A 22,823-nucleotide genomic window follows, 5' to 3' on the forward strand; every position below is an offset into this window, starting at 1 on the left:
CTCATTAAAAAGGTTTGCTGCAAGGATAATGAGGGAAAAAAGGAAAGCAAATAAAAATGGCGCCGAAAGGCGCCATTTTTGAGCAAACTTAGTGGTTCAATTAGAACTTGTAAGTTACAGCTAGGTAGTGGCCAAAGCCAGTTGACTTGAACCCATCAGTATCTTTGATACCGTACACGTCTTTGTAACCTTTTAGACCGTAACCCACTGCGAAGCGGTCTGAGTGCCAGTAGATACCGTTGAACATTGCACCACCGTTTGACGCGGTTGAACCAAACTTGTTACCAGCATCATCATCCATACCGAATTGGTAATCGATGTAGCCTTGGTAAGAAATGAATGAACCGTTCTCGAAGAAGTAGAATGGTTTGAACCAGTTAGTCGAGATTTGGAAACCGTTCCAATCCTTTTTGTTGCCGTCGTAAGTGCCGTATAGGTTAACACCAACTTTACCAAACCAAGGAACCATTACGTCAGAACCTAGACCGATTTTTTGAGAGTTAACACCAGAGTTACCACCCCACTCGATTAGAGTTGCAACGTATAGCTCTTGAACTGGACCGAAAGATAGGTCTTTACCAGTTACCGCATCTAGAGACATACGTGGAGCGAATTTCATAAAGATCTTCTCTGCGCCAGCTTTGTCGCTACCTGGATCAGAAGTTAGGTTGAATACATCAACGTAGCCGTAAAGGTCGAAGATACCAGAGCGGCCGCCGAATTCCATTTCTAGGTAGTCGTGTGAAGACTCACCTGGAAGTTCGTCAAATGCACCCATTAGGTTAAATTGCATCCACTTGTAATCGTTTTTGTGAATATCGCCGTCAGAGTAATCTGCCGCCATAACTGGAGCTGAAGTAGCCGCTAGAAGGCTAAGAGCTAAAAGTGATTTACGCATAAGGGGACTCTCTATGTTTGTAATGATTCAGAACACGCAATCTGTGCTGCGCTTTCCAATTGGCGGGAATAATAGCGATAAAAATCCCAAATGAAAGTGATAAAGGGTGCAAAATGAAACGTTTTTGGTGAGTTGCATCACGAAATTATCTTTATTTACGGAACTTTTTGTTTGTTGCATTTTATTGCAATAAATGTGTGATTTGGATCGTTTGCGTGAGCGATTTTATGACTTTTTAAGCCAGTCGATTAACCAACATAAATCGTTAGTGATCGGAGTGATAAGGGATTCGTATGTATCCGTGAATCAAAGAGGACGTTTGAATGAAAGAAGTCATGTTATTCCCACTCACTTCAGTTGTACTCCCTGAAGGTAAAATGAATCTGCGCATTTTTGAGCCACGATATAAGCGAATGGTAAAGGAATGCAGCCTACAAAATGTGGGTTTTGGAGTTTGCCTAGTAGGAAGTGAAGGTGACCCTAAAGACGTGGGTAACGTTTCATCTATCGGAACTTTGGTCAGGATCGTTGATTTTGAAACACTCAGTGATGGTCTTCTTGGTATTACAGTCGCTGGTGAGAAACGCTTTGTTGTCAAACGAGTTCGTGCAGATGCGGACGGCTTACGCCATGCAGAGGTCGAATGGTTAGACAATTGGCAACATCCAGACAACTCACCAGATTTCTTCTATTTAAGCCAGCAGTTATCCCATGTTTATGAAGAGTTTCCTCAACTTGGAAACCTCTACCAGCATCGTTTTTACGATGACTCAGCTTGGGTGACCCAGCGCTGGCTTGAATTACTTCCTTTAGACTGCAATCTGTTCGAACAGCTCGTTGGCGCAGAGAACTGCATTCCTGCGTTGCAATTTCTGACAGAAGCCATAGAAGCCCCGACTAACAAAGAGGCAAGGATATGAAAGGATTTGGCAGAGCTGCGCTAACTATGGTGGCGGCATTAGGACTGGTGGCGTGTGGCTCCGACAGTGACACTATCGAGTATTCCAATTTACAAGCAGTGCACGCGTCTTCTGATGCGCCGCTTGCAAATGTGTGGATCAACGATAAACCATCATTAACGAATGTTGATTATGGTGTGGGATCTGGCTACGTTAAATTGCGAGAGGGGATGAATTCGATTCAGGTCGATGTTCAGCTCCCAGGTAATGAAACCGCGACCGTAATACCTAAAACAGAACTAGATCTTGATTCCGACCTCAATTATAACGTGTTCGTTGTTGGCGATGCCGATGGTTCGCCAAACCCAGTTGAGCCTTTAGTTGTGACTCGCAGCGCCGATTCAATGGCTGATGCCAATAGTCTAGATGTTCAAGTTGTTCATGCAGCTTCAGGCGTTCCTGCTGTTGATCTTTATGTCACTGAGCCAGGTGTTGCTCTTGCTAGCGCGACTCCAATAACTAACCTTGCTTACAAAGCTTCTACCGACGTATTGAACATCCCAGCTGGTGAGTATCAAGTTCGACTTGCCGTAGGAGACAGCGTTGCTTTTGACTCGGGCAAAGTATCTCTTGCGGCTAACTCCAACTTGACGATTGCCGCTATCGGCACAGGAGATTCGAATAGCACGTCACCTGTCAAACTCTTGGTGTTGGACGGTTCGGGCTCTTCTATAATTGAAGATATGGGCAGCCAAGCTGAAGTAAGAGTCGGACACCTTGTCGATGGAGCGCCAGTCGTCGATGTTAACGTTAACGGGGCGGCCTTCGCTCCTCTTGCCGACTTAGCGTTCAAAGAGATTCGTGGTTATTTGGATCTTGCTGCTGGCGCTTACGATATTGACGTTTACGTGGATGGCACAACAACCAATCCGATCATAGATGTTGACGGGTTAATGGTTGCAGGTGGAATGGATTACAGTGTTTATGCAGTCGGTGTTGTTAGCCCAGCGATTGATATCGAAGCTCTGGTTGTTGAAGATATGAGACGCGCTGTGGCGACTAGCGCGACATTGAATGTGACACACGCGGCGGCTAATCCTATAGCGGAAATGGTGGATATTTACCTCACTACGAGTGCAGGAATAGATGGAAGTGATCCAACTATTGCTAATTTTGCGTATAAAAATAGCGTACAAGGATTATATGTCGCTGAAGGTACATATTATGTAACGGTAACAGTGGCTGGTAACCCAAGTATTGTTGCGGTTGACTCAGCACCAGTCAATGTAATGAACGGTGTTGTGTACCAAGTCGTTGCCATTGATGATGGGAACAACGGTGGTTTCAACTTGTTGGTCGATGACGTGACCGATTAGGACGAATGGGAGGAGGAGACTCCTCCCACAAATTAAGGCCGATTATGATGAGTGATAGCCCGAAAAAACTGGGGCGCAGTGATTGGAACGATTACATGGATAAAGTGAAGGATCGAGACAAAGATGCGTTCGCTTTTGTATTCCGTTTTTACGCACCCAAGCTGAAGCAATTCGCTTACAAACATGTTGGTAATGAGCAAGTTGCTATGGAGATGGTGCAAGAGACCATGGCGACAGTTTGGCAGAAAGCGCACCTCTATGATGGTGAAAAGAGCGCGTTATCGACTTGGATATATACCATAATCCGAAACCTTTGTTTTGATCTGCTGAGAAAACAGAAAGGTAAGGAATTACACATTCATTCTGATGACATTTGGCCGTCAGAGTATTATCCACCTGATCTTGTTGATCACTATTCACCAGAACAAGATATGTTGAAAGAACAGGTGGTTAAGTTTTTAGATATATTACCGAAAAACCAGAGAGATGTTTTACAAGCGGTATATCTTGAAGAGTTACCTCATCAACAGGTCGCGGAATTATTTGATATACCCCTCGGTACCGTAAAATCCAGGCTGAGGCTTGCAGTAGAAAAGCTAAGGCATTCAATGCATACGGAGCAACTATGAACAAACACCCAGATAACAGCTTGTTAGAAGCATACGCTTCGGGAAGCATTGATGCAGTTTCTGGTCTTGTGGTCGCAACCCATTTAGAAACATGCACCAAGTGCCGAGCTTATGTGAACCAAGTCGAAGCAAGTCAAGCGAACATCGTAAGTGACATACCTTCTGAGTATGTTTCTGAATTTGACGACATGTTCAATGACATCATCAACGCGGAGCCAGCGACTGATAACATCGTGATCCGCGACTCTGCTGCTGTTAATGTGGCAGGAAAAAGCTTCGCTCTTCCTAAAACCTTAGCGCGTTTCTCTGATCTCGTAGGGTCATGGAGAAGTTACGGAGGCAAGGTTTTCAGTGCTCAGATTGATCTAGGGGAAGACGCTCGTGTCAGCTTAATGTACATCGGGGAAGATGTGCAAATCCCTCAACATACGCACAAAGGCCTGGAGTCTACATTGATCCTACATGGTGGATTTAGTGACGAGGATGGCCAATATGAAGAGGGCGATTTGATGATTAGAGACGCATCAGTGAAGCACAGCCCTTACACTAAGGCCGGAGAAGACTGCTTGTGTTTAACCGTATTGACTGAGCCGATGATCTTTACTCAAGGCGTGGCACGTATATTTAATATGTTTGGTAAAGGGTTATACCCATAGACCTCTTATCTTATATCTCGCAAAACAAAAACCACCGAATTCGGTGGTTTTTTATATGTTTCGTTAATGCTTGTGACGTGCTTTTTCCAATAGAGCATCAAAGTAATGTCGTAGCGAGTACAACATAATCAAGCTTGGCACGACCATGACAGCGGTAAGCACGAAGAATGTGCTCCAATCATTGAGATAATCCACTAGCTCGCCACTGAAAGAAGCAAGAGTCGTCCGTCCGAAGTTTCCTAGAGAGGCAAGCAACGCATACTGAGTTGCCGAAAATGCTTGCCCGGTTAGAATCGTCAAAAATGAAACAAAAGCGACAGTTGAGAAAGCAGTCGTAAAGTTATCGACAATAATCGTGGCTAAGTACAAGTGCTCGTTTGGGCCTACCGAAGCAATCCAAGCAAACATCAAGTTACTGGCAGACATCGCAATACCGCCGATCATTAATCCACGTACAATACCAAACCTAACGTTGAACATGCTTCCGACAAAAGTAAAGAAGATGGTGGCTCCCCAACCGATCAGTTTGGAGTAATAGCCAATTTGTTCATTGCTAAAACCAATATCTTTATAGAACGCGATCGACATCCTGCCCAAAAACGCTTCGCCAATTTTAAATAGGAAAACGAACAGCAACAGAGTAATCGCGACACGGACGCCATTGCGATTAAAGAAATCAAGGAAAGGTTCTACAACAGTCACGGTAAACCAAGCTACGACTTTTGAACCAACCACTTCTTTGTGTCGTTGTTCAGCGGCAGACTGAAGTTGTTCGCGTTGAGTCTTCGGTTCACCGACTAAAATCGTAAAGACCATTAGAATGCCGACTATCACCGCCATCCCGTAATACACACCATTCCAACCGACGCTATCAGCATTAACAAACGCTAAATAACCCGGTAGTGAATAACCTGTCCACCAGCCAATGACCGCCATTGCAGAAGCTTGAGGCAGTTTAGACTCTTCTGACTTTGGGAAAGTATCAATACGAAAAGCATCAATTGCGATGTCTTGTGTCGCTGAAGCCGTTGCAATACACAAGGCGAGTAGTGACGCAAACACCAAGTTTTCCGCTGGATTTACGCCGGCAATAAATAGGGTAGCGACGAGTACGATACTTTGACAAAAGAAAATCCAGCTACGTCTTTGCCCCAGCAGTCTAAAGAGGACTGGCAGCTTCACGCGGTCAACCAGAGGTGCCCACAGAAAGTTGATCGCATAGACCGCAAAAACGCTACCAAAATAGCCAATTGCGGAGAGGGTCAAGCCGGCATCTTTTAGCCAACCTGACATGTTTGAGCCGATAAGAACCCACGGAAAGCCGCTAGAGCAGCCCAGCATGAAAACCCACACGAGTCGTTTATCGAGGTAACTTTTTACCGTTTCCAACCAAGTGATGGAAGGTAATGAAGACATAAATCAATCCAATAAAATGAAGCCGTTGAAAGAGAAAGCCCTTCGATTATTCAAAGGGCTTATCGTTTTGGCTATTTAAGTAGTGTAGCTTTGGTGATGACGATTTGCGTCTCTGGTACATCACGCATTCGGCCTACCGTCGTGGTCGGCTGCTGAGCCATTTTCTGGATAACGTCGAACCCCTCAGTAACCTCACCAAATACAGCATAACCTGGTGGTCGAGCGCCATAGTTGAGAAAGTCATTGTCGACTAAGTTGACGAAAAACTGACGAGTTGCAGAGTTTGGTGCATTAGTTCGTGCCATGGCGATGGTAGCACGGTCATTGTTTAGACCATTATTTCCTTCGTTTTTGATTGGCGCGTATGTTTTCACCATCTGCATATCTTGGTTAAAGCCGCCACCTTGTGCCATGAAGCCTGGGATAATACGATGAAAAATAGTACCTTCGTAGCTCCCATCTTCTACATATTTCAGAAAATTAGCGACAGTGATAGGTGCTTTCTCTTCGTTTAACTCAACCGTAAATGAACCAAGTGTCGTTTCAAACGCTACTTTTGGTCCAGCCCAAACGCTGCAGCTGAGTAATGCTAAAGACAGAATCGCTTTGCGTAACATTAGAAACGCTCCTGCATGTATTGACGAAGCTCAGGGTCATTGGCAATCTCTTTAAGCGTCAATGTCACCACATCATTCAATGTCTCTTCAATATCGGCATCAGAAGCACTCAATGTGCCAGAGCGCTTTGCTGTACCTGTATAAGTTTTGACTAGCTTGCCCTCAGGTGTCTCTGCTGTGATTTCCAGCACAACTTTAGCATCCATCTCATTTTCCATCACCGAATGCTTCACGTTGACCAACGCTTCTTGAACGCTCAATTCAATCGCGTTGTTGCTGTTTAGATCCGCATGGAAACCTTGAGATGAGAATTGCTTCTCTAATGCTTCTTCTAACGCAATACGTAAATTCTGTTTAGCATGAAGAGGAAGAATGTTCGAACGGCCGTTATCCACCAACGCCACGTACTGCGCTGCACGTACATCTTTGCTGGTCAAACTGTAAGTCTTGCCTTGAACAATTGGATTGGTGCTCAATGTGCTTTCTGGCATCAGGTTCAGCTGAGGTTGTTGAGGGGCTGAACACGCAGCAAGCAACGCAACCGAAGCCGCAAGTACCAATTTTCTCATTTTATTATTCCTTTTAACTATTTTGCTAAAGCTTATTTTGCGCTTAATTTAGCAGGATTTTTTGTAGCCTGTAAAATCACAAACTTATTGTTGGAAGCGATAAGTTTCACATTTTTATCGCCAAACAGACGTTTGAGTTTTGCGTCGTACCCGAGGTGACGATTTCCGATAACCAGTAAACGGCCATTTTCACTTAATACTTGTTTAGCATCGCAGAACATTTGCCAAGCAATATGATCGGTGATTGCCTGTTGTTGATGAAACGGTGGATTACACATAACCATAGAGCTGCTGCTGTGTTTAAAACCGTCCAAGCAATTGTTCGCTATGCACTGTATGTCTCTATTTTCACCAAGGTTGTCGCGTAGGTTCTGTTTTGCCGACTCAAGCGCCATAAAGCTTTCATCAACACATGTTAGCCGAGCATTTGGATTCAACTGACCAAATTTAACAGACAGAACACCATTGCCGCAGCCGAGGTCGATGACATTGTCTATTGAAGGGTTTTGAGGCAGGTGCTGCAGCATAAAGCGTGCACCTAAATCTAAACTTTCTCCTGAATAGACATTTGGCATGTTCTTGAGTTCGATATCTTCGCCATCAACGCGCCAAGTCGTGAAAGGCATTACTTCAATCGTAGGCTCAACTGTTGCTTGAGAAAACACCAATCTGTGCTTTTTCCAGGCCAAAGATGTTTTTGTTTCGCCTAAGTATTTTTCAAACAGTTTTAGCGTCGAAGTATGAATGTCTTTCGCTTTATTGACTGCAATGACGGGGCAGGAAGCCGGTAGCGCCTTTCTTAATTGGCTTAGTATCCACACTAGATGGCGGTTACTTTTGGGCAGTTGCAGCAAGACGAGATCAATATTGGCAGGAACGAGGTCCATCGTGGTGGCAAACGCTACTTTATTGCACTGGTTTTGCTCGAGATTTTGCTGTGCACCTTTATGTGAGATGAATGAATCACTCATTAGCGTTACATGGTGCTTTTCCGAAAACCAGCAGGAGAGGGCACCAAAGCTGTCATTAATCACGAGGATGTTTTGATTGTCTGGCAAAGCAAGCTCTTCAACATGATTAATAAGATACTCATCACCGGCATCCCACGCTTGTAGCGTTTCGTTACTACGTTTTGGGAAACGATGAAGTGTTAAGCTTCGCTCGTGAAGGTTCAGTTCGGTTTTCATAGCTAAATGTAAGTTGATTTAGAAATTAAGTGTTATTGTCGCAAATGATGACGTGTCGAGATACAAAAAGCTGTCAAATTTTACGAGTTCAGTGATGGCTGCTCTTTAGACATGTTCGTGGAGTCAAGCGCCTTGAGACAATATGTCTACAAAGTGCGTCAATAATGAGAGTGACGTTTGAGTGATGCATGTCTGCTTTACTTAGGTATATACTTATGGAATTCGCATCAATGAGGAACGAATATGATCCAAGAAATCATAGAGAAGAAACTACACAGTGAGCTGCAACCCAGCTATCTCAAAGTCATTAATGAGAGCTACATGCATAATGTGCCACCAGGCTCAGAGAGTCATTTCAAAGTGATTGTTGTGAGTGATTCGTTCGCGGGACAGCGTTTGATTGGGCGCCATCGTCAAGTTCATCAAATTTTGGCAGATGAACTGGACAACCACATTCATGCATTAGCTATTCATACATATACTGATGAAGAGTGGAAGCGTGAACAAGATGGCGCCCCTGATAGCCCGATGTGTATGGGTGGTGGTCACTAAAAACGCAAGATATAAAGGTGCAGAGAAAGGTGGCTTAAGGCCATCTTTTTTCGTTTTACATTCTTTAGGGACGTTAACGTGGCACAAATTCTGGTTAAAAAATGTGTTAACAGTGTTTCAACAAATGAATGGAAATTGCAGAATATTTCAGGCGATGAATATCACTTTTCCATAAGATATGTATGGAATATGGCATTTGTGCGATGGGTCAAAGTTATGACTATTCTTTGACCTTTTAGACCTGATTCTACCGAAATAACCCCTCTATTCTAATGATTGATCATGGCATCAAGTTCCTAAAAAATGCTAGACTACGGCACCTGATAAATCTCGCGTATTCCTTGTGACGAGATTTTTAATAGGATGTTGCGATTTTGATGTTTAAAACAACATCAAAACCGGACACTGATGTCGTGTCTAAAAGTTACGCAATCAAAAGAATCTTTTTCCCGATAAAAGTAGTGCAAGTGCGTATGATTACAATAAAGAAGGGCTTGGATCTTCCTATCGCAGGAACTCCATCCCAGGTGATTAATGATGGTAAGACCATCAAAAAAGTCGCCTTGCTTGGCGAAGAGTACGTTGGCATGCGACCTACCATGCATGTCCGCGTTGGTGATGAAGTGAAAAAAGCGCAAGTTCTTTTTGAAGATAAAAAGAACCCAGGCGTGAAATTTACTGCACCAGCAGCCGGTAAAGTGATCGAAGTTAACCGTGGCGCTAAACGTGTCCTTCAATCTGTAGTGATTGAAGTGGCAGGTGAAGAGCAGGTGACATTTGATAAGTTCGAAGCCGCTCAACTTTCAGGTCTAGATCGTGAAGTGATCAAGACTCAGTTGGTTGACTCTGGCTTATGGACCGCTTTACGTACTCGTCCGTTTAGCAAGGTTCCTGCAATCGAGTCTTCTACTAAGGCTATTTTCGTAACTGCAATGGATACTAATCCACTAGCAGCTAAGCCTGAGTTGATCATTAATGAGCAACAAGAAGCATTCATTGCTGGTCTAGACATTCTTTCAGCCCTGACAGAAGGCAAGGTTTACGTATGTAAATCTGGCACTAGCTTGCCACGCTCTTCACAGTCTAACGTAGAAGAACACGTCTTCGATGGCCCTCACCCAGCAGGTCTTGCTGGCACCCACATGCATTTCCTATACCCAGTAAATGCAGAGAATGTGGCATGGAGCATCAACTACCAAGACGTTATCGCGTTCGGTAAGCTGTTCCTAACTGGTGAGCTATGCACAGATCGTGTTGTGTCTCTAGCTGGCCCAGTTGTGAATAACCCTCGTCTAGTTCGTACCGTAATGGGTGCAAGCTTAGATGACCTAACAGATAACGAGCTGATGCCTGGCGAAGTTCGTGTGATCTCTGGTTCAGTACTAACAGGTACACATGCAACTGGTCCACACGCATACCTTGGCCGTTACCATCAACAGGTTTCTGTATTACGTGAAGGCCGTGAAAAAGAACTATTTGGCTGGGCAATGCCTGGTAAGAATAAGTTCTCGGTAACTCGCTCTTTCCTTGGTCACGTATTCAAAGGTCAGTTGTTCAATATGACAACGACGACCAATGGTAGTGATCGTTCAATGGTTCCAATTGGCAACTACGAACGCGTAATGCCTCTAGATATGGAGCCTACTTTGCTGCTTCGTGATCTATGTGCCGGCGACACAGACAGTGCTCAAGCACTGGGTGCGCTTGAACTGGATGAAGAAGATCTAGCATTGTGTACCTTTGTATGTCCAGGTAAGTACGAGTACGGTACGTTACTTCGTGAATGCCTAGATACTATCGAGAAGGAAGGGTAATTTTCATGGCTCTTAAAAAGTTTCTTGAAGACATCGAGCATCATTTTGAGCCTGGTGGCAAACACGAAAAATGGTTTGCCCTGTACGAAGCTGTAGCAACAGTTTTTTACACCCCAGGTATCGTAACAAATAAAAGCTCGCACGTTCGTGATAGCGTTGACCTAAAACGTATCATGATCATGGTTTGGTTTGCGGTATTCCCAGCAATGTTCTGGGGTATGTACAACGCAGGTGGCCAAGCTATTGCAGCACTTAACCACATGTACGCTGGTGACCAACTAGCGACAGTTATCGCAGGTAACTGGCACTACTGGCTAACAGAAATGCTTGGCGGCACTATCGGTGCGGAAGCGGGTGTTGGCAGTAAGATGCTACTAGGTGCGACTTACTTCCTGCCAATCTACGCAACAGTATTTATTGTTGGTGGCTTCTGGGAAGTGTTGTTCTGTATGGTGCGTAAACACGAAGTTAACGAAGGTTTCTTTGTAACTTCTATCTTATTCGCACTTATCGTTCCACCAACGCTACCTCTATGGCAAGCGGCACTAGGTATCACATTTGGTGTTGTTGTAGCAAAAGAGATCTTCGGTGGTACAGGTCGTAACTTCCTTAACCCTGCACTTGCAGGTCGTGCATTTCTATTCTTCGCTTACCCAGCACAAATTTCGGGTGACGTAGTATGGACTGCAGCTGACGGCTTCTCTGGTGCAACTGCTCTTAGCCAATGGGCTCAAGGTGGTAACGGTGCTCTAGTTAACACAGTAACTGGCGCTCCTATCACTTGGATGGACGCGTTCATCGGTAACATCCCTGGCTCTATTGGTGAAGTATCGACTCTAGCTCTAATGATCGGTGCAGCGATGATCGTTTACATGCGAATCGCTTCATGGCGCATCATTGCGGGTGTGATGATCGGTATGATCGCAGTATCGACTCTGTTTAACGTGATCGGTTCTGACACTAATCCAATGTTTAATATGCCATGGCACTGGCACCTAGTTCTAGGTGGTTTTGCATTCGGTATGTTCTTCATGGCAACGGACCCAGTATCAGCGTCATTTACTAGCAAAGGTAAATGGTGGTACGGCATCCTGATTGGTGCAATGTGTGTGATGATCCGTGTAGTTAACCCAGCGTACCCAGAAGGTATGATGCTGGCGATTCTATTCGCGAACCTATTCGCACCTCTGTTCGACCATGTAGTGATTGAGAAGAACATCAAGCGGAGACTAGCACGCTATGGCAAGTAATAACGACAGCATTAAAAAGACGCTGGGTGTTGTTATCGGGTTGAGCCTTGTTTGTTCAATCATCGTATCAACAGCAGCAGTAGGTCTGCGTGATAAGCAAAAAGCTAACGCTGTCCTAGATAAGCAATCAAAGATCGTTGAAGTTGCAGGCATTGACGCAAACGGTAAGAAAGTACCAGAGCTATTTGCTGAGTACATCGAACCTCGTCTAGTAGACCTTGAAACAGGTAACTTTACTGAGGGTAATGCATCTACGTACGATCAACGTGAAGCATCAAAAGATGCAGAACGTTCAATCGCATTGACACCAGAAGAAGACGTAGCTGATATCCGTCGTCGCGCGAATACAGCAGTGGTGTACCTTGTAAAAGATCAAGATGAAGTCCAAAAAGTTATCCTGCCTATGCACGGTAAAGGACTATGGTCGATGATGTATGCCTTTGTAGCCGTTGAAACTGATGGTAACACTGTGTCTGCTATTACTTACTACGAGCAAGGTGAAACTCCTGGACTTGGTGGTGAAGTAGAGAACCCTTCATGGCGCGATCAATTCATTGGCAAGAAATTGTACAATGAAGATCACCAGCCAGCGATTAAGGTCGTGAAAGGCGGCGCACCGCAAGGTTCTGAGCACGGTGTTGATGGCCTATCAGGAGCGACGCTCACTAGTAATGGTGTTCAACACACATTTGACTTCTGGTTAGGTGATATGGGCTTTGGTCCTTTCCTAGCAAAAGTTCGTGACGGAGAACTTAACTAATGTCTAGTGCACAAAACGTTAAAAAGAGCATCCTAGCGCCAGTGTTGGATAACAACCCAATCGCGCTACAAGTTCTTGGTGTATGTTCTGCTCTTGCAGTAACAACTAAACTAGAAACAGCTTTTGTAATGACACTAGCGGTAACATTTGTAACTGCGTTGTCTAACTTCTCTGTTTCATTGATCCGTAACCACATTCCTAACAGTGTGCGTATCATCGTTCAGATGGCAATCATCGCATCGTTAGTAATCGTGGTAGACCAAGTGCTAAAAGCTTACCTATACGATATCTCTAAACAGCTATCTGTATTCGTTGGTCTGATTATCACTAACTGTATCGTAATGGGTCGTGCTGAAGCATTCGCAATGAAGTCTGCGCCAGTACCATCTCTTATTGACGGTATTGGTAACGGTCTAGGTTACGGCTTCGTTCTTATCACTGTAGGTTTCTTCCGTGAGCTATTTGGCTCAGGCAAACTATTTGGTCTAGAAGTTCTACCTCTAGTGAGCAACGGTGGTTGGTACCAGCCTAACGGCCTAATGCTACTAGCACCATCAGCATTCTTCCTAATCGGCTTCCTTATCTGGGTAATCCGTATTCTGAAACCAGAACAAGTAGAAGCGAAGGAGTAAGGACGTCATGGAACATTACATTAGTCTGTTAGTTAAATCGATTTTCATCGAAAACATGGCTCTGTCTTTCTTCCTAGGTATGTGTACTTTCCTTGCCGTATCTAAGAAGGTTAAGACCTCTTTCGGCCTAGGTGTTGCAGTTGTGGTAGTTCTGACTATCGCTGTTCCTGTGAACAACCTGGTATACAACCTAGTTCTGAGAGAGAACGCGTTAGTTGAGGGCGTGGACCTTAGCTTCCTAAACTTCATCACCTTTATCGGTGTAATTGCAGCACTTGTACAGATTCTAGAGATGGTCCTAGACCGTTTCTTCCCACCTTTGTACAACGCGCTAGGCATCTTCCTACCGCTGATCACAGTAAACTGTGCAATCTTCGGTGGTGTATCTTTCATGGTACAACGTGACTACAACTTTGCTGAATCGATCGTTTACGGTTTCGGCTCTGGTGTGGGCTGGATGCTAGCAATCGTTGCTCTTGCAGGTATCCGTGAGAAGATGAAGTACTCTGACGTACCTCCAGGTCTACGTGGTCTTGGTATCACATTTATCACTGTAGGTCTTATGGCGTTAGGCTTTATGTCTTTCTCTGGTGTTCAACTGTAAGTCGGGTAAACCGCAACAATTAAGGAATAGTCAATGGACATTATTCTTGGTGTAGTGATGTTTACTCTGATCGTACTAGCACTAGTACTAGTGATTCTTTTCGCTAAGTCTAAGCTTGTACCAACAGGTGACATTACAATTTCTGTGAACGATGACCCTTCTCTGGCGATCGTTACACAACCAGGTGGTAAGCTACTGAGTGCTCTAGCAGGTGCTGGCGTATTCGTATCTTCTGCTTGTGGTGGCGGTGGCTCATGTGGTCAGTGTCGCGTAAAAGTTAAATCAGGTGGTGGCGACATCCTACCAACCGAGCTTGACCATATTACTAAAGGTGAAGCGCGTGAAGGTGAGCGTCTAGCGTGTCAGGTTGCAATGAAAACTGACATGGATATCGAGCTTCCTGAAGAAATCTTCGGCGTTAAGAAGTGGGAATGTACTGTTATCTCTAACGATAACAAAGCGACATTCATCAAAGAGCTTAAGCTACAAATTCCAGATGGCGAATCAGTACCTTTCCGTGCTGGTGGTTACATCCAGATTGAAGCTCCTGCTCACCACGTGAAATACGCAGACTACGATATTCCTGAGGAATACCGTGAAGACTGGGAGAAGTTCAACCTTTTCCGTTACGAGTCTAAAGTTAATGAAGAGACCATTCGTGCATACTCTATGGCTAACTACCCAGAAGAGCACGGTATCATCATGCTTAACGTTCGTATCGCAACTCCGCCGCCGAACAACCCAGACGTACCACCAGGCATCATGTCTTCGTACATCTGGTCTCTAAAAGAAGGCGACAAGTGTACTATTTCTGGTCCATTTGGTGAGTTCTTTGCGAAAGATACAGATGCAGAAATGGTATTCGTTGGTGGTGGTGCTGGTATGGCTCCAATGCGCTCACACATCTTCGACCAACTTAAGCGTCTGCACTCTAAGCGTAAGATGTCTTTCTGGTACGGCGCACGTTCTAAGCGTGAAATGTTCTACGTAGAAGACTTCGATATGCTACAAGCTGAGAATGACAACTTCGTATGGCACTGTGCACTGTCTGATCCACTTCCAGAAGATAACTGGGATGGTTACACTGGCTTTATTCACAACGTTCTTTACGAGAACTACCTACGTGATCACGAAGCGCCAGAAGACTGTGAATACTACATGTGTGGTCCACCTATGATGAACGCTGCTGTAATCGGCATGCTAAAAGATCTAGGTGTAGAGGATGAAAACATCCTACTAGATGACTTCGGTGGTTAATTCCTCCAAGTGATTGAATCTATGGCTAGCTCTCCAAGAGAGCTAGCCATTATTTTTTATAGACATAAAACTGATACTCAACAGTTGATATAGGTAATCGGATTGAAAGGATTGATCCTATTTCCCATATCAATTCAACAACATTGGGAGTTAACAAGTGAAAAAGTGGCTTGTTGCATTTGCTTCTCTATTGATTTTGGCTGGCTGTGAGCAGCCTGCCGATCAAATTCATTTAAGTGGCCCTACCATGGGGACTTCTTACAACATCAAGTATATCGAGCAAGATGGTATTCCAACGCCAAAAGCGATGCAGACAGAAATTGATCGCTTATTGGAAGAGGTTAATGACCAAATGTCGACCTATCGTGACGACTCAGAGTTAAGTCGTTTTAATCAGCATCAAACGAGCGAGCCATTTACAGTTTCGACACAAACTGCAACGGTAGTGAAAGAAGCAATTCGCCTTAACGGTCTTACTTTAGGTGCATTGGATGTGACGGTCGGCCCTCTAGTTAACCTGTGGGGGTTTGGTCCAGAAGCTCGTCCAGATGTAGTTCCAACCGAAGAAGAACTCGCTGCTCGCAAAGCAAATACCGGTATTCACCACCTATCTGTTGATGGTAATACACTGTCCAAAGACCTTCCTAACTTGTACGTCGACCTATCGACGATTGCGAAAGGTTGGGGGGTTGACGTGGTTGCTGACTACCTTCAATCTGAAGGGGTACAGAACTTTATGGTCGAAGTTGGCGGTGAAATGCGTCTCAAAGGTGTCAATCGTGAAGGTGTGCCTTGGCGTATCGCAATTGAAAAACCGACCGTTGATGAACGTTCAATTCAAGAAATTATTGAACCAGGCGACATGGCAATTGCAACAAGTGGTGACTATCGTAATTACTTTGAGAGTAATGGTGTGAGATACTCTCATATTATTAATCCACGAACAGGCAAACCAATTCATCATAAAGTGGTGTCTGTAACGGTATTAGATAAATCGTCGATGACTGCTGATGGTCTTGCAACTGGTCTTATGGTGCTAGGTGAAGACAAAGGCATGGCAATTGCGAACGAAAATAATATTCCTGTTTTCATGATTGTGAAAACGGAAGATGGTTTTAAAGAGTTGGCTTCGGAAGCATACAAGCCATTCATGAAGAAATAACAACAGAAGTGAGCATGTTTTTATGAATACATTTCTAATTACCTTTGCTGTGTTTGTCGCGGTAATCACTGCAATGGCTGTCGGATACATTTTCCAAAAGAAAGTCGTGAAAGGTAGCTGTGGTGGCTTAGGGGCAGTTGGCATCGAAAAAGTGTGTAATTGTCCAGAACCCTGCGATGCGCGTAAAAAACGTGAAGCGCGCGAGGCTGCGCGTGCTGAGAAATTGGCGGCTTGGGAAAAAGATAGAATTGCTTAGTATTGGTTAATCGTACTAAGAAAGTGATAAAGCTCAGCGTTCTGCTGAGCTTTATTTTTAGGCAGCTAACCAAAGCTCAGATGTCCGAGAAAGAGCCCAATACCGTGTTTTGTTGTTTCTTTCTCTCATGTTACAGAGCAAGACCACACTGATAGTCATTAGGACGAAGAAATGATTTGGTTACGTCCGTTCTCTTTGGCCATGTAAAGTCGCTCATCCGCCACTTTTATTTGTTGTTCCAGCTCCCCCTCGATGTTGCTTACACCAATACTCGCGGTCACAAGAATGTTTTTGTCCAAATAAGTTATTGGCGTTTTTTCTATGCGCTGTCTCATTTGTTCTAAGCGTGTTAGAAAGCCGTCATAGTCGCCACTGGCTTGAATACAAAACTCCTCGCCACCAAGCCTAGCGACAATATCATTTGGAAAATAGATTTTTAGAATATTCGCTATCATGACTAACACTGCATCGCCGCCCTCATGTCCGTGTGTATCATTTACTTGCTTAAAGAAATCGATATCAAGCATCGCGATGTTTCTTTGAGCGTTTTCTACATGGGGTTGCTCAAACAGAAAGCGGCGGTTCCATAAGCCCGTTAGCGCATCTTGATTTGCCATTTTAAACAGTTCAGATGTTGCGTCTTTGATATCTAACAGTTGGTGAATACGGCAAAAAAATTCTTCTTGATTAAATGGCTTGTATAAAAAGTCATTGGCCCCTGCTTTTAGAAACCTAGCCGTCATGGTCTTAGAGTTACTACCCGACAAGCCGAGAATGGCTAATTGATTTTTATCCCACTTCCGACGTAATTCACGCACCATAGTAATGCCATCTTTAACGGGCATATCATGGTCGGTTAAAACGAGAGTGATATCTGGATTTTGCTCGACAAGCTCTAGGGCTTTTTGCCCATTGTCAGCTTCCAACGTCTGAATATATTGATGCTCCAAAAGTTGGGCAATGTGTCTTCTTACGGTGTGTGAATCATCAACGACTAAACATTTGTGTTGTTGATTGTTGGTTAGTCGCTTGAGGAGTGGTAATAGATAGGAAACGGACGCCATGCTGTCTTTCAAAATATAGTCGAGGACACCTTTTGCAAGCATCTTTTCGCGAGTGTCTTCTTGAAATCGAGCCGTTAAAACAATGACACGATGACCATGTTCCAAAACGAGGTCAATAATCTCGCCATCTTGAGCATCCGGTAAACAATAGTCTAAAACCGCACAGAAGAGGTCCTGTGCTGAAGATAACAAGTTCTTTGCCTCCGCGTAGCTTTCCGCTGCGATGACCTCATAACCAGCTTGGCTTATTGTTTGGCAAAGAAAGTTTTTAAATGCACGACTATCTTCAACAACCAGAATCTTATTACTCAAGCGCAGTCCCCAAAATTAATTGTTTAAAATCAATGATAACTAAAATTAAACTTATCGCCATCAAAAAACACATGTCAACCAAAAGTAGAACAACTACTCAAATGTTTGACACGCATCCGTTAACATCACATCATTATTCCTGTCTTAGTTATATAATTATGTTTAGCTAACGTAGGGAGAAAGTAGTATGGAAATGCATCAACATGGTATGGCTGAGCTATTTCAACAACTGGGCCTCGGTAGCTCTCCTCAAGAAATGAAAGATTTTATTAATCAACATCGACACAAAAGAGATTCTGCGCCTTTACATGAAGCTAGCTTTTGGACGATGTCACAGGCGAACTTTCTAAAACAAGCCATCGAAGAAGATGCAGATTGGGCCGAATTAGTCGATCAATTGGACGTAATGCTTCGAGATTGACGTTCGCTTAAACACGCCCATTTCTCTTCAGGTAGATTTGATTTATACTGTTTTTTTGAACAGTGCTTTGATGGCTATGTCAGATCGAATTAGAAAAATTATTCATGTCGATATGGATTGTTTTTATGCTGCCGTAGAGATGAGAGATAACCCCAGTTACCGTGGCATTGCACTCGCTGTTGGCGGACATGAAAAGCAGCGTGGAGTGATTAGCACCTGTAATTATGATGCGCGTAAATATGGTGTTCGCAGTGCAATGTCAACGGCGCGCGCGCTGCAACTCTGTCCTCATTTGTTGGTTGTGCCCGGTAGAATGCATGTATATAAGCAAGTCTCTCAGCAGATTCGTGCTATTTTTGAGCGTTATACGCCTATCATTGAACCTCTCTCATTGGATGAAGCATACCTCGATGTCACGGACTCGACAGCTTGCCGTGGCTCCGCTACGTTGATCGCAGAGTCAATTCGCCGCGATATCTGGAGTGAACTTGGGTTGACGGCATCGGCGGGCATTGCTCCGATAAAGTTTCTTGCCAAGGTCGCGTCAGACATGAACAAGCCCAACGGTCAGTTTGTGATTCCGCCAGAGAAAGTCCAAGAGGTTATCGATAGTCTTCCGCTAGAGAACATTCCTGGTGTGGGGAAGGTGAGTCTTGAGAAGCTCCACCAAGCCGGTTTTTATCGATGTGAGGACATTAAAAACAGTGACTATCGAGAGTTGTTGAGGCAGTTTGGTCGTCAGGGTGCCTCCTTATGGCAGCGAAGCCATGGAATTGATAATCGAGAAGTCGTTGTTGAGCGCGAGAGAAAGTCCGTCGGTGTGGAAAGGACATTCAGCCAGAACATCGCAACCTATGATGAATGTTGGCAAGTGATTGAGGAGAAACTTTATCCTGAACTCGAGAAACGTTTAGAGCGTGCAAGCCCAGATAAGTCGATTATTAAACAAGGTATTAAAGTCAAATTTGCCGACTTTCAACTGACAACAATTGAGCACATCCATCCGCAATTAGAGCTTGAGGACTTCAAGACCTTGCTAAGAGATATTCTTAAACGCCAAAATGGACGGGAAATTCGCCTTTTAGGCTTGAACGTGATGCTCAAGCCCGAAGACCAAGCGCGTCAATTGAGCTTTTTTTAGGCCCTTACCGTTTCTACCTGCGTTAATACCTGCTCAAAACTTACATTTGCCATTGCACCATAACCTGCTAGCTTTGAGGCTTTTAGCTGGCTAATCAAAGGAGTGCTGATTCCGCACAAGAAGCGAGCAACGGCATCATTACTGATGGCCGATGGGGAAAGCTGAATAAACTCCCGCGCCCATATCGATACTTGAGATTGTTCAATATCTTCAGGTTCTGGTGCTGTGAATGTGGCGACGTGACCACGACACACGGAGCAGTGACCACATTGCTTTGGTGCATCGTGATCCGCAAAGTAGTTCGCCAATTGTGAGCTCAAACAGTGCTCGGACTGGAACAAGTGCAGCATGGTGTGGATTCTTTCGATATCTTTGCTTTCTTTGGATTGGAACAGTTCAGACAGTTGTTGGATTAAAACATCCGAGCTCTGTTTGGTTGGCATAACTGAGTACACGTCCGTCAGTTGTTTGCTCTCTAGTTCTATCCAGCCGTTCTGGTGAAAATAGTCGAGCGCTGCGACAACTCGGCTGCGTTCCGATTGATAGTTCATCCATAGCGCTTCTAGATCAACTTGGCACCACACTTTGGCTTTTTGTGAGCAGGAAAAAATAGCCTCCACAAATTGACGTCGCTCGCCTTGAAATTGATTCACAATAAATTGCTGATCGTGCAAAAACTTAAACCGATATTCCGCAAAGTAACTGTACTTTGCTTCAATGACGTTATGTAGCTCCAAATAAACCAACAAGGTTTTGAGTGGCAATTGGCGGATATTACTTTCACGCGACAAACGCAGTGGCACTACCTCCCATTGTGGAGCATGTTCTTTCGCTTGCTCGACTACATAGTTAATTGACGTAAATTCTGGTGTGTCACCATAGACAAAATTCTCCAACACCGTTAGGCCGGACGTATTGCCTAGCAGAATGCACTCCGAGCGTTGCCCGTCCCTGCCTGCACGTCCAATCTCTTGTGCGTAGTTCTCGATTGATTTGGGTAAGTCGAAGTGAATGACGCGTCGAATATCAGATTTATCGACCCCCATACCAAATGCAATCGTTGCAACAATACAGTCAATTTGGCCATCCATGAACTGCTGTTGGATTTGTTCACGAACGTCGCTTTTCATGCCAGCGTGGTATGCGTGAGCGTTAATGCCAATATTGATTAATGACTTTGCTACTCGTTCTGCTGTTTGCTGCTGCGTCACGTATACGATGGTCGGAAGCTTAGGTGAAGAGGCGATGATCTCACTGAGCTGTTCTTGTTTCTTTGTTTCCTCACACGGGATCACCGAGATATCCAGATTAGAGCGGTAGAAGCCTGTAACGGTAATATGTTCACTGGAAATATCGAACTTTTTTTGCATGTCTTCAATAACTGCAGGCGTTGCCGTTGCGGTGAGAAGTAAAGACTGTGGGATGTTCAGTTCACGTTGATATTGCGGTAGTTTGAGATAATCTGGACGAAAGTTATGCCCCCATTCGGAAATACAGTGCGCTTCATCAATGACCATCAAAGAAATCGGTACTTGGCGAATGAATTCACGAAAACGCTCATTTTTTAGTCGCTCAACAGAAATCATCAAGATTTTGATTTGTCCATTCTTCACGCCAGCCATGACCTGTTGTGCTTCTTCTCTACTTTGACTGCTATCGATAGAAGCGGCCGCGATTCCTTTACTTTGTAAAAAGCTCAGTTGATCCTTCATTAACGCCAACAACGGAGAGATCACCAACGTAAGGTTGGGTAATATGGTTGCAGGTAGTTGATAACAGAGTGACTTCCCCGAGCCTGTAGGAAAGATTGCCGCAGCAGAGTAACCATTCATAACGGCTTCAATAACGGGTTGCTGACCTTGGCGTAATGAGTCAAAACCAAATACAGATTGAAGTGTTTGATGCAGCGAGTCACTTTGCATAATAGGGAAACCTTTCTTTGATGGTAAACTTGGCTACATTAACACACCCCGAATACTAAACGCGCGTCCTAAAAGTATGAACAAAGCTGACTTAGTCCAAATTATCATCCAACATCTGGAAGAAAAACTTCAAGTTGCCCATTCATCGGCTCAGCGAGCTATCGATGCCGCCACAGATGAAGAAACTGTTCCCGAGCACAAGTACGATACATTGGCACTTGAAGCCGCGTATCTTGCTCATGGACAAGCCATGCGAATTCAAGATAGTGAAGAGGAGTTGCGTCAATATCGTTCTTTAGTGACTCGTAACTTTAAGAATGCGCCTGTTGGTGTTGGTGCTTACGTTGTTCTCGCAGATGAGAATTTGATCGAAAAGCACTTCTTTGTAGGCCCTTGCTCTGGTGGTTTGACTGTTCAATATCAGACTCTGGAAGTCTTTGTCTTAACAGCCAAATCTCCTCTGGGTCGAGCGTTGTTCGGGAAAGAAGAGGGTGATGAGGTTGACGTGAAAATAGGAGATAAAACAACTTGTTACGAAGTCGTGACGATTTGCTGACATCTCATGTATCACTCAGTGTTATGTTTAACACGAGTAATGTTAAATAAAAGAGAATGACATGAAAAAGCTTTTTACACTCTCATTGCTGATGGTCAGTGCTACTGGTTATGCAGCGCAGTGTCGTGTGGACATCAATAATGAAGTCCGTATGGATGGGCAAAGCTTGGAAATTCGCCAAACGACAGGTGATAAAGCTGTCGTGGATGAGGATAACAACCTCTTCATCAAAGGTGAGCTAATTGAACTCAATGCCGACCAAAAAGCGGCAATTGAAGACTATCGCGAAAAAATGAACGCGTATATTCCACAAGCAAAGCAATTGGCGAGTGATGGTTTAGCGCTTGCGAATGATATTATTGATGATGTTGCGGAAAGCCTCGATGCACCTGGTGCGTTTGATAATGTAAAAGTCGCAGTAAAGGACTTTTTCGCTGATGTTGAATCACGTTACTACAAAGATGGTGATTTCATCCTGCCTGCGGAGAGTTTTGAGTCTATGACACAAGGGTGGACTGAAGACTTTGCAAAAGCACAAGAGATCTTCAATAAAGAGTTTTTAGCCAGTTCGTTGGATGCTTTATCGAAAAAAATGAAGGAAGAGGGAGGGATAAACCTCACTGCATTATCAGAGAGTATGGCTGAACTCAGCGCGAAAGTAGAAGAGCGTTTAGCCGAGCATTCGAAAGAGGTAGAACAACAAGCAGAAGACTTGTGCGATTCGCTGGATGACATGGCAGGGCAAGAAAACGATCTGTTGAAGAAAATCCCTGAGCTAAAAGATTACCGAGTATTTACGATTTAATTACTCATTAAAAAGCAAAAACTCGATGAGATAAAGAAAGAGAGCACTATTGTGCTCTCTTTGCGTTT

24 protein-coding genes are annotated in these 22,823 nt (G+C 44.2%); 17 read left to right on the forward strand and 7 right to left on the reverse strand.

What is annotated here, in order from left to right:
- Positions 1 to 100: 100 nt before the first annotated feature.
- On the reverse strand, positions 101 to 898 hold the full coding sequence (locus tag R7093_RS10510) for an outer membrane protein OmpK (RefSeq protein WP_005385292.1): 798 nt from the start codon (positions 896 to 898) through the stop codon (positions 101 to 103).
- Between the two features lie 323 nt (positions 899 to 1,221).
- Here R7093_RS10510 and R7093_RS10515 point away from each other — a divergent pair, with 323 nt between their 5' ends.
- The 4 genes from R7093_RS10515 to R7093_RS10530 are packed head-to-tail and all read left to right on the forward strand — an operon-like array spanning position 1,222 to position 4,458.
- The gene (locus R7093_RS10515; RefSeq protein WP_005380253.1) at positions 1,222 to 1,818 is read left to right on the forward strand and encodes an LON peptidase substrate-binding domain-containing protein; all 597 of its coding nucleotides are present in this window, start codon (positions 1,222 to 1,224) and stop codon (positions 1,816 to 1,818) included.
- Positions 1,815 to 3,173 carry a DUF4397 domain-containing protein gene (locus R7093_RS10520; RefSeq protein ID WP_318146645.1) on the forward strand — a complete coding sequence of 453 codons (1,359 nt, stop codon included), beginning with the start codon at positions 1,815 to 1,817 and terminating at the stop codon, positions 3,171 to 3,173. Before R7093_RS10515 ends, R7093_RS10520 begins: the two co-directional genes overlap by 4 nt.
- 44 nt (positions 3,174 to 3,217) lie before the next feature.
- Positions 3,218 to 3,802: an RNA polymerase sigma factor gene (locus R7093_RS10525; RefSeq protein WP_017636022.1), complete on the forward strand. Its 585-nt coding sequence runs from the start codon at positions 3,218 to 3,220 to the stop codon at positions 3,800 to 3,802.
- Positions 3,799 to 4,458, forward strand: coding sequence for a ChrR family anti-sigma-E factor (locus tag R7093_RS10530; RefSeq protein ID WP_005380256.1), 660 nt, complete (start codon positions 3,799 to 3,801; stop codon positions 4,456 to 4,458). Before R7093_RS10525 ends, R7093_RS10530 begins: the two co-directional genes overlap by 4 nt.
- Positions 4,459 to 4,521: 63 nt before the next feature.
- Here the strand turns inward: R7093_RS10530 and R7093_RS10535 are convergent, their stop codons facing one another.
- The 4 genes from R7093_RS10535 to R7093_RS10550 form a co-directional block, all read right to left on the reverse strand.
- Positions 4,522 to 5,874 (reverse strand): AmpG family muropeptide MFS transporter, encoded by a 1,353-nt coding sequence (locus R7093_RS10535; RefSeq protein ID WP_318146646.1) that lies wholly within the window; start codon positions 5,872 to 5,874, stop codon positions 4,522 to 4,524.
- A 71-nt stretch (positions 5,875 to 5,945) separates the two neighbouring features.
- Positions 5,946 to 6,491, reverse strand: coding sequence for a peptidylprolyl isomerase (locus R7093_RS10540; RefSeq protein ID WP_005380258.1), 546 nt, complete (start codon positions 6,489 to 6,491; stop codon positions 5,946 to 5,948).
- Complete coding sequence (locus R7093_RS10545) at positions 6,491 to 7,060, reverse strand: YajG family lipoprotein (RefSeq protein ID WP_005380259.1); 570 nt, start codon at positions 7,058 to 7,060, stop codon at positions 6,491 to 6,493. Before R7093_RS10545 ends, R7093_RS10540 begins: the two co-directional genes overlap by 1 nt.
- Before the next feature lie 32 nt (positions 7,061 to 7,092).
- Positions 7,093 to 8,247 (reverse strand): methyltransferase, encoded by a 1,155-nt coding sequence (locus R7093_RS10550; RefSeq protein WP_318146647.1) that lies wholly within the window; start codon positions 8,245 to 8,247, stop codon positions 7,093 to 7,095.
- Positions 8,248 to 8,490: 243 nt separating this feature from the next.
- On the opposite strand from R7093_RS10550, the gene bolA reads away from it, so the two are divergent.
- The 9 genes from bolA to nqrM all read left to right on the forward strand — a co-directional run bounded on the left by bolA (position 8,491) and on the right by nqrM (position 16,534).
- The gene (bolA, locus tag R7093_RS10555; RefSeq protein ID WP_005380262.1) at positions 8,491 to 8,799 is read left to right on the forward strand and encodes a transcriptional regulator BolA; all 309 of its coding nucleotides are present in this window, start codon (positions 8,491 to 8,493) and stop codon (positions 8,797 to 8,799) included.
- A 473-nt stretch (positions 8,800 to 9,272) separates the two neighbouring features.
- Positions 9,273 to 10,613: a Na(+)-translocating NADH-quinone reductase subunit A gene (locus R7093_RS10560; RefSeq protein ID WP_005380264.1), complete on the forward strand. Its 1,341-nt coding sequence runs from the start codon at positions 9,273 to 9,275 to the stop codon at positions 10,611 to 10,613.
- 5 nt (positions 10,614 to 10,618) lie between these two features.
- Positions 10,619 to 11,863, forward strand: a complete 1,245-nt coding sequence (locus R7093_RS10565; RefSeq protein ID WP_005380265.1) for an NADH:ubiquinone reductase (Na(+)-transporting) subunit B — start codon at positions 10,619 to 10,621, stop codon at positions 11,861 to 11,863.
- Positions 11,853 to 12,623 carry a Na(+)-translocating NADH-quinone reductase subunit C gene (locus R7093_RS10570; RefSeq protein WP_005380267.1) on the forward strand — a complete coding sequence of 257 codons (771 nt, stop codon included), beginning with the start codon at positions 11,853 to 11,855 and terminating at the stop codon, positions 12,621 to 12,623. Before R7093_RS10565 ends, R7093_RS10570 begins: the two co-directional genes overlap by 11 nt.
- Positions 12,623 to 13,255 carry an NADH:ubiquinone reductase (Na(+)-transporting) subunit D gene (locus tag R7093_RS10575; protein ID WP_005380269.1) on the forward strand — a complete coding sequence of 211 codons (633 nt, stop codon included), beginning with the start codon at positions 12,623 to 12,625 and terminating at the stop codon, positions 13,253 to 13,255. Before R7093_RS10570 ends, R7093_RS10575 begins: the two co-directional genes overlap by 1 nt.
- A 7-nt stretch (positions 13,256 to 13,262) precedes the next feature.
- Positions 13,263 to 13,859 carry an NADH:ubiquinone reductase (Na(+)-transporting) subunit E gene (nqrE, locus tag R7093_RS10580; RefSeq protein ID WP_005380270.1) on the forward strand — a complete coding sequence of 199 codons (597 nt, stop codon included), beginning with the start codon at positions 13,263 to 13,265 and terminating at the stop codon, positions 13,857 to 13,859.
- A 33-nt stretch (positions 13,860 to 13,892) separates the two neighbouring features.
- A complete protein-coding gene (gene nqrF, locus R7093_RS10585; RefSeq protein ID WP_005380271.1) occupies positions 13,893 to 15,116 on the forward strand; it encodes an NADH:ubiquinone reductase (Na(+)-transporting) subunit F in 1,224 nt (407 codons plus the stop codon).
- Between the two features lie 157 nt (positions 15,117 to 15,273).
- Positions 15,274 to 16,278, forward strand: coding sequence for an FAD:protein FMN transferase (locus R7093_RS10590; protein ID WP_318146648.1), 1,005 nt, complete (start codon positions 15,274 to 15,276; stop codon positions 16,276 to 16,278).
- A 22-nt stretch (positions 16,279 to 16,300) separates the two neighbouring features.
- Positions 16,301 to 16,534, forward strand: coding sequence for a (Na+)-NQR maturation NqrM (gene nqrM / locus R7093_RS10595; RefSeq protein ID WP_005380273.1), 234 nt, complete (start codon positions 16,301 to 16,303; stop codon positions 16,532 to 16,534).
- Positions 16,535 to 16,692: 158 nt separating this feature from the next.
- On the opposite strand, the gene R7093_RS10600 is transcribed toward nqrM, so the two are convergent.
- The gene (locus R7093_RS10600) at positions 16,693 to 17,910 is read right to left on the reverse strand and encodes a response regulator (protein ID WP_005380276.1); all 1,218 of its coding nucleotides are present in this window, start codon (positions 17,908 to 17,910) and stop codon (positions 16,693 to 16,695) included.
- A gap of 187 nt (positions 17,911 to 18,097) precedes the next feature.
- On the opposite strand from R7093_RS10600, the gene R7093_RS10605 reads away from it, so the two are divergent.
- On the forward strand, positions 18,098 to 18,331 hold the full coding sequence (locus R7093_RS10605) for a DUF2789 domain-containing protein (RefSeq protein WP_005380277.1): 234 nt from the start codon (positions 18,098 to 18,100) through the stop codon (positions 18,329 to 18,331).
- Between the two features lie 76 nt (positions 18,332 to 18,407).
- Positions 18,408 to 19,472 (forward strand): DNA polymerase IV, encoded by a 1,065-nt coding sequence (dinB, locus tag R7093_RS10610; protein WP_054576341.1) that lies wholly within the window; start codon positions 18,408 to 18,410, stop codon positions 19,470 to 19,472.
- Here the strand turns inward: dinB and R7093_RS10615 are convergent.
- Positions 19,469 to 21,394 carry an ATP-dependent DNA helicase RecQ gene (locus R7093_RS10615; RefSeq protein ID WP_054576291.1) on the reverse strand — a complete coding sequence of 642 codons (1,926 nt, stop codon included), beginning with the start codon at positions 21,392 to 21,394 and terminating at the stop codon, positions 19,469 to 19,471. The two genes, dinB and R7093_RS10615, sit on opposite strands and share 4 nt — an antisense overlap.
- A 76-nt stretch (positions 21,395 to 21,470) precedes the next feature.
- Here R7093_RS10615 and R7093_RS10620 point away from each other — a divergent pair, with 76 nt between their 5' ends.
- Both R7093_RS10620 and R7093_RS10625 read left to right on the forward strand, forming a co-directional pair.
- On the forward strand, positions 21,471 to 21,950 hold the full coding sequence (locus R7093_RS10620) for a GreA/GreB family elongation factor (protein ID WP_005380280.1): 480 nt from the start codon (positions 21,471 to 21,473) through the stop codon (positions 21,948 to 21,950).
- 61 nt (positions 21,951 to 22,011) lie between these two features.
- On the forward strand, positions 22,012 to 22,755 hold the full coding sequence (locus R7093_RS10625; protein WP_005380283.1) for a YggN family protein: 744 nt from the start codon (positions 22,012 to 22,014) through the stop codon (positions 22,753 to 22,755).
- Positions 22,756 to 22,823: the final 68 nt, after the last annotated feature.

The organism is Vibrio sp. 1580, from assembly GCF_033340055.1.

Excerpts from the sequence above, each read along its gene's own strand:
- R7093_RS10570 (WP_005380267.1), top strand. The coding sequence starts at position 11,853 with ATGGCAAGTAATAACGACAGCATTAAAAAGACGCTGGGTGTTGTTATC.
- R7093_RS10560 (WP_005380264.1), top strand. The coding sequence starts at position 9,273 with ATGATTACAATAAAGAAGGGCTTGGATCTTCCTATCGCAGGAACTCCA.
- R7093_RS10545 (WP_005380259.1), bottom strand. The coding sequence starts at position 7,060 with ATGAGAAAATTGGTACTTGCGGCTTCGGTTGCGTTGCTTGCTGCGTGT.
- R7093_RS10615 (WP_054576291.1), bottom strand. The coding sequence starts at position 21,394 with ATGCAAAGTGACTCGCTGCATCAAACACTTCAATCTGTATTTGGTTTT.
- R7093_RS10530 (WP_005380256.1), top strand. The coding sequence starts at position 3,799 with ATGAACAAACACCCAGATAACAGCTTGTTAGAAGCATACGCTTCGGGA.
- R7093_RS10520 (WP_318146645.1), top strand. The coding sequence starts at position 1,815 with ATGAAAGGATTTGGCAGAGCTGCGCTAACTATGGTGGCGGCATTAGGA.
- bolA (WP_005380262.1), top strand. The coding sequence starts at position 8,491 with ATGATCCAAGAAATCATAGAGAAGAAACTACACAGTGAGCTGCAACCC.
- R7093_RS10565 (WP_005380265.1), top strand. The coding sequence starts at position 10,619 with ATGGCTCTTAAAAAGTTTCTTGAAGACATCGAGCATCATTTTGAGCCT.
- nqrM (WP_005380273.1), top strand. The coding sequence starts at position 16,301 with ATGAATACATTTCTAATTACCTTTGCTGTGTTTGTCGCGGTAATCACT.
- R7093_RS10550 (WP_318146647.1), bottom strand. The coding sequence starts at position 8,247 with ATGAAAACCGAACTGAACCTTCACGAGCGAAGCTTAACACTTCATCGT.
- R7093_RS10605 (WP_005380277.1), top strand. The coding sequence starts at position 18,098 with ATGGAAATGCATCAACATGGTATGGCTGAGCTATTTCAACAACTGGGC.
- R7093_RS10515 (WP_005380253.1), top strand. The coding sequence starts at position 1,222 with ATGAAAGAAGTCATGTTATTCCCACTCACTTCAGTTGTACTCCCTGAA.
- R7093_RS10535 (WP_318146646.1), bottom strand. The coding sequence starts at position 5,874 with ATGTCTTCATTACCTTCCATCACTTGGTTGGAAACGGTAAAAAGTTAC.
- R7093_RS10575 (WP_005380269.1), top strand. The coding sequence starts at position 12,623 with ATGTCTAGTGCACAAAACGTTAAAAAGAGCATCCTAGCGCCAGTGTTG.
- R7093_RS10620 (WP_005380280.1), top strand. The coding sequence starts at position 21,471 with ATGAACAAAGCTGACTTAGTCCAAATTATCATCCAACATCTGGAAGAA.
- nqrE (WP_005380270.1), top strand. The coding sequence starts at position 13,263 with ATGGAACATTACATTAGTCTGTTAGTTAAATCGATTTTCATCGAAAAC.
- R7093_RS10525 (WP_017636022.1), top strand. The coding sequence starts at position 3,218 with ATGATGAGTGATAGCCCGAAAAAACTGGGGCGCAGTGATTGGAACGAT.
- dinB (WP_054576341.1), top strand. The coding sequence starts at position 18,408 with ATGTCAGATCGAATTAGAAAAATTATTCATGTCGATATGGATTGTTTT.
- R7093_RS10540 (WP_005380258.1), bottom strand. The coding sequence starts at position 6,491 with ATGTTACGCAAAGCGATTCTGTCTTTAGCATTACTCAGCTGCAGCGTT.
- R7093_RS10625 (WP_005380283.1), top strand. The coding sequence starts at position 22,012 with ATGAAAAAGCTTTTTACACTCTCATTGCTGATGGTCAGTGCTACTGGT.
- R7093_RS10510 (WP_005385292.1), bottom strand. The coding sequence starts at position 898 with ATGCGTAAATCACTTTTAGCTCTTAGCCTTCTAGCGGCTACTTCAGCT.
- nqrF (WP_005380271.1), top strand. The coding sequence starts at position 13,893 with ATGGACATTATTCTTGGTGTAGTGATGTTTACTCTGATCGTACTAGCA.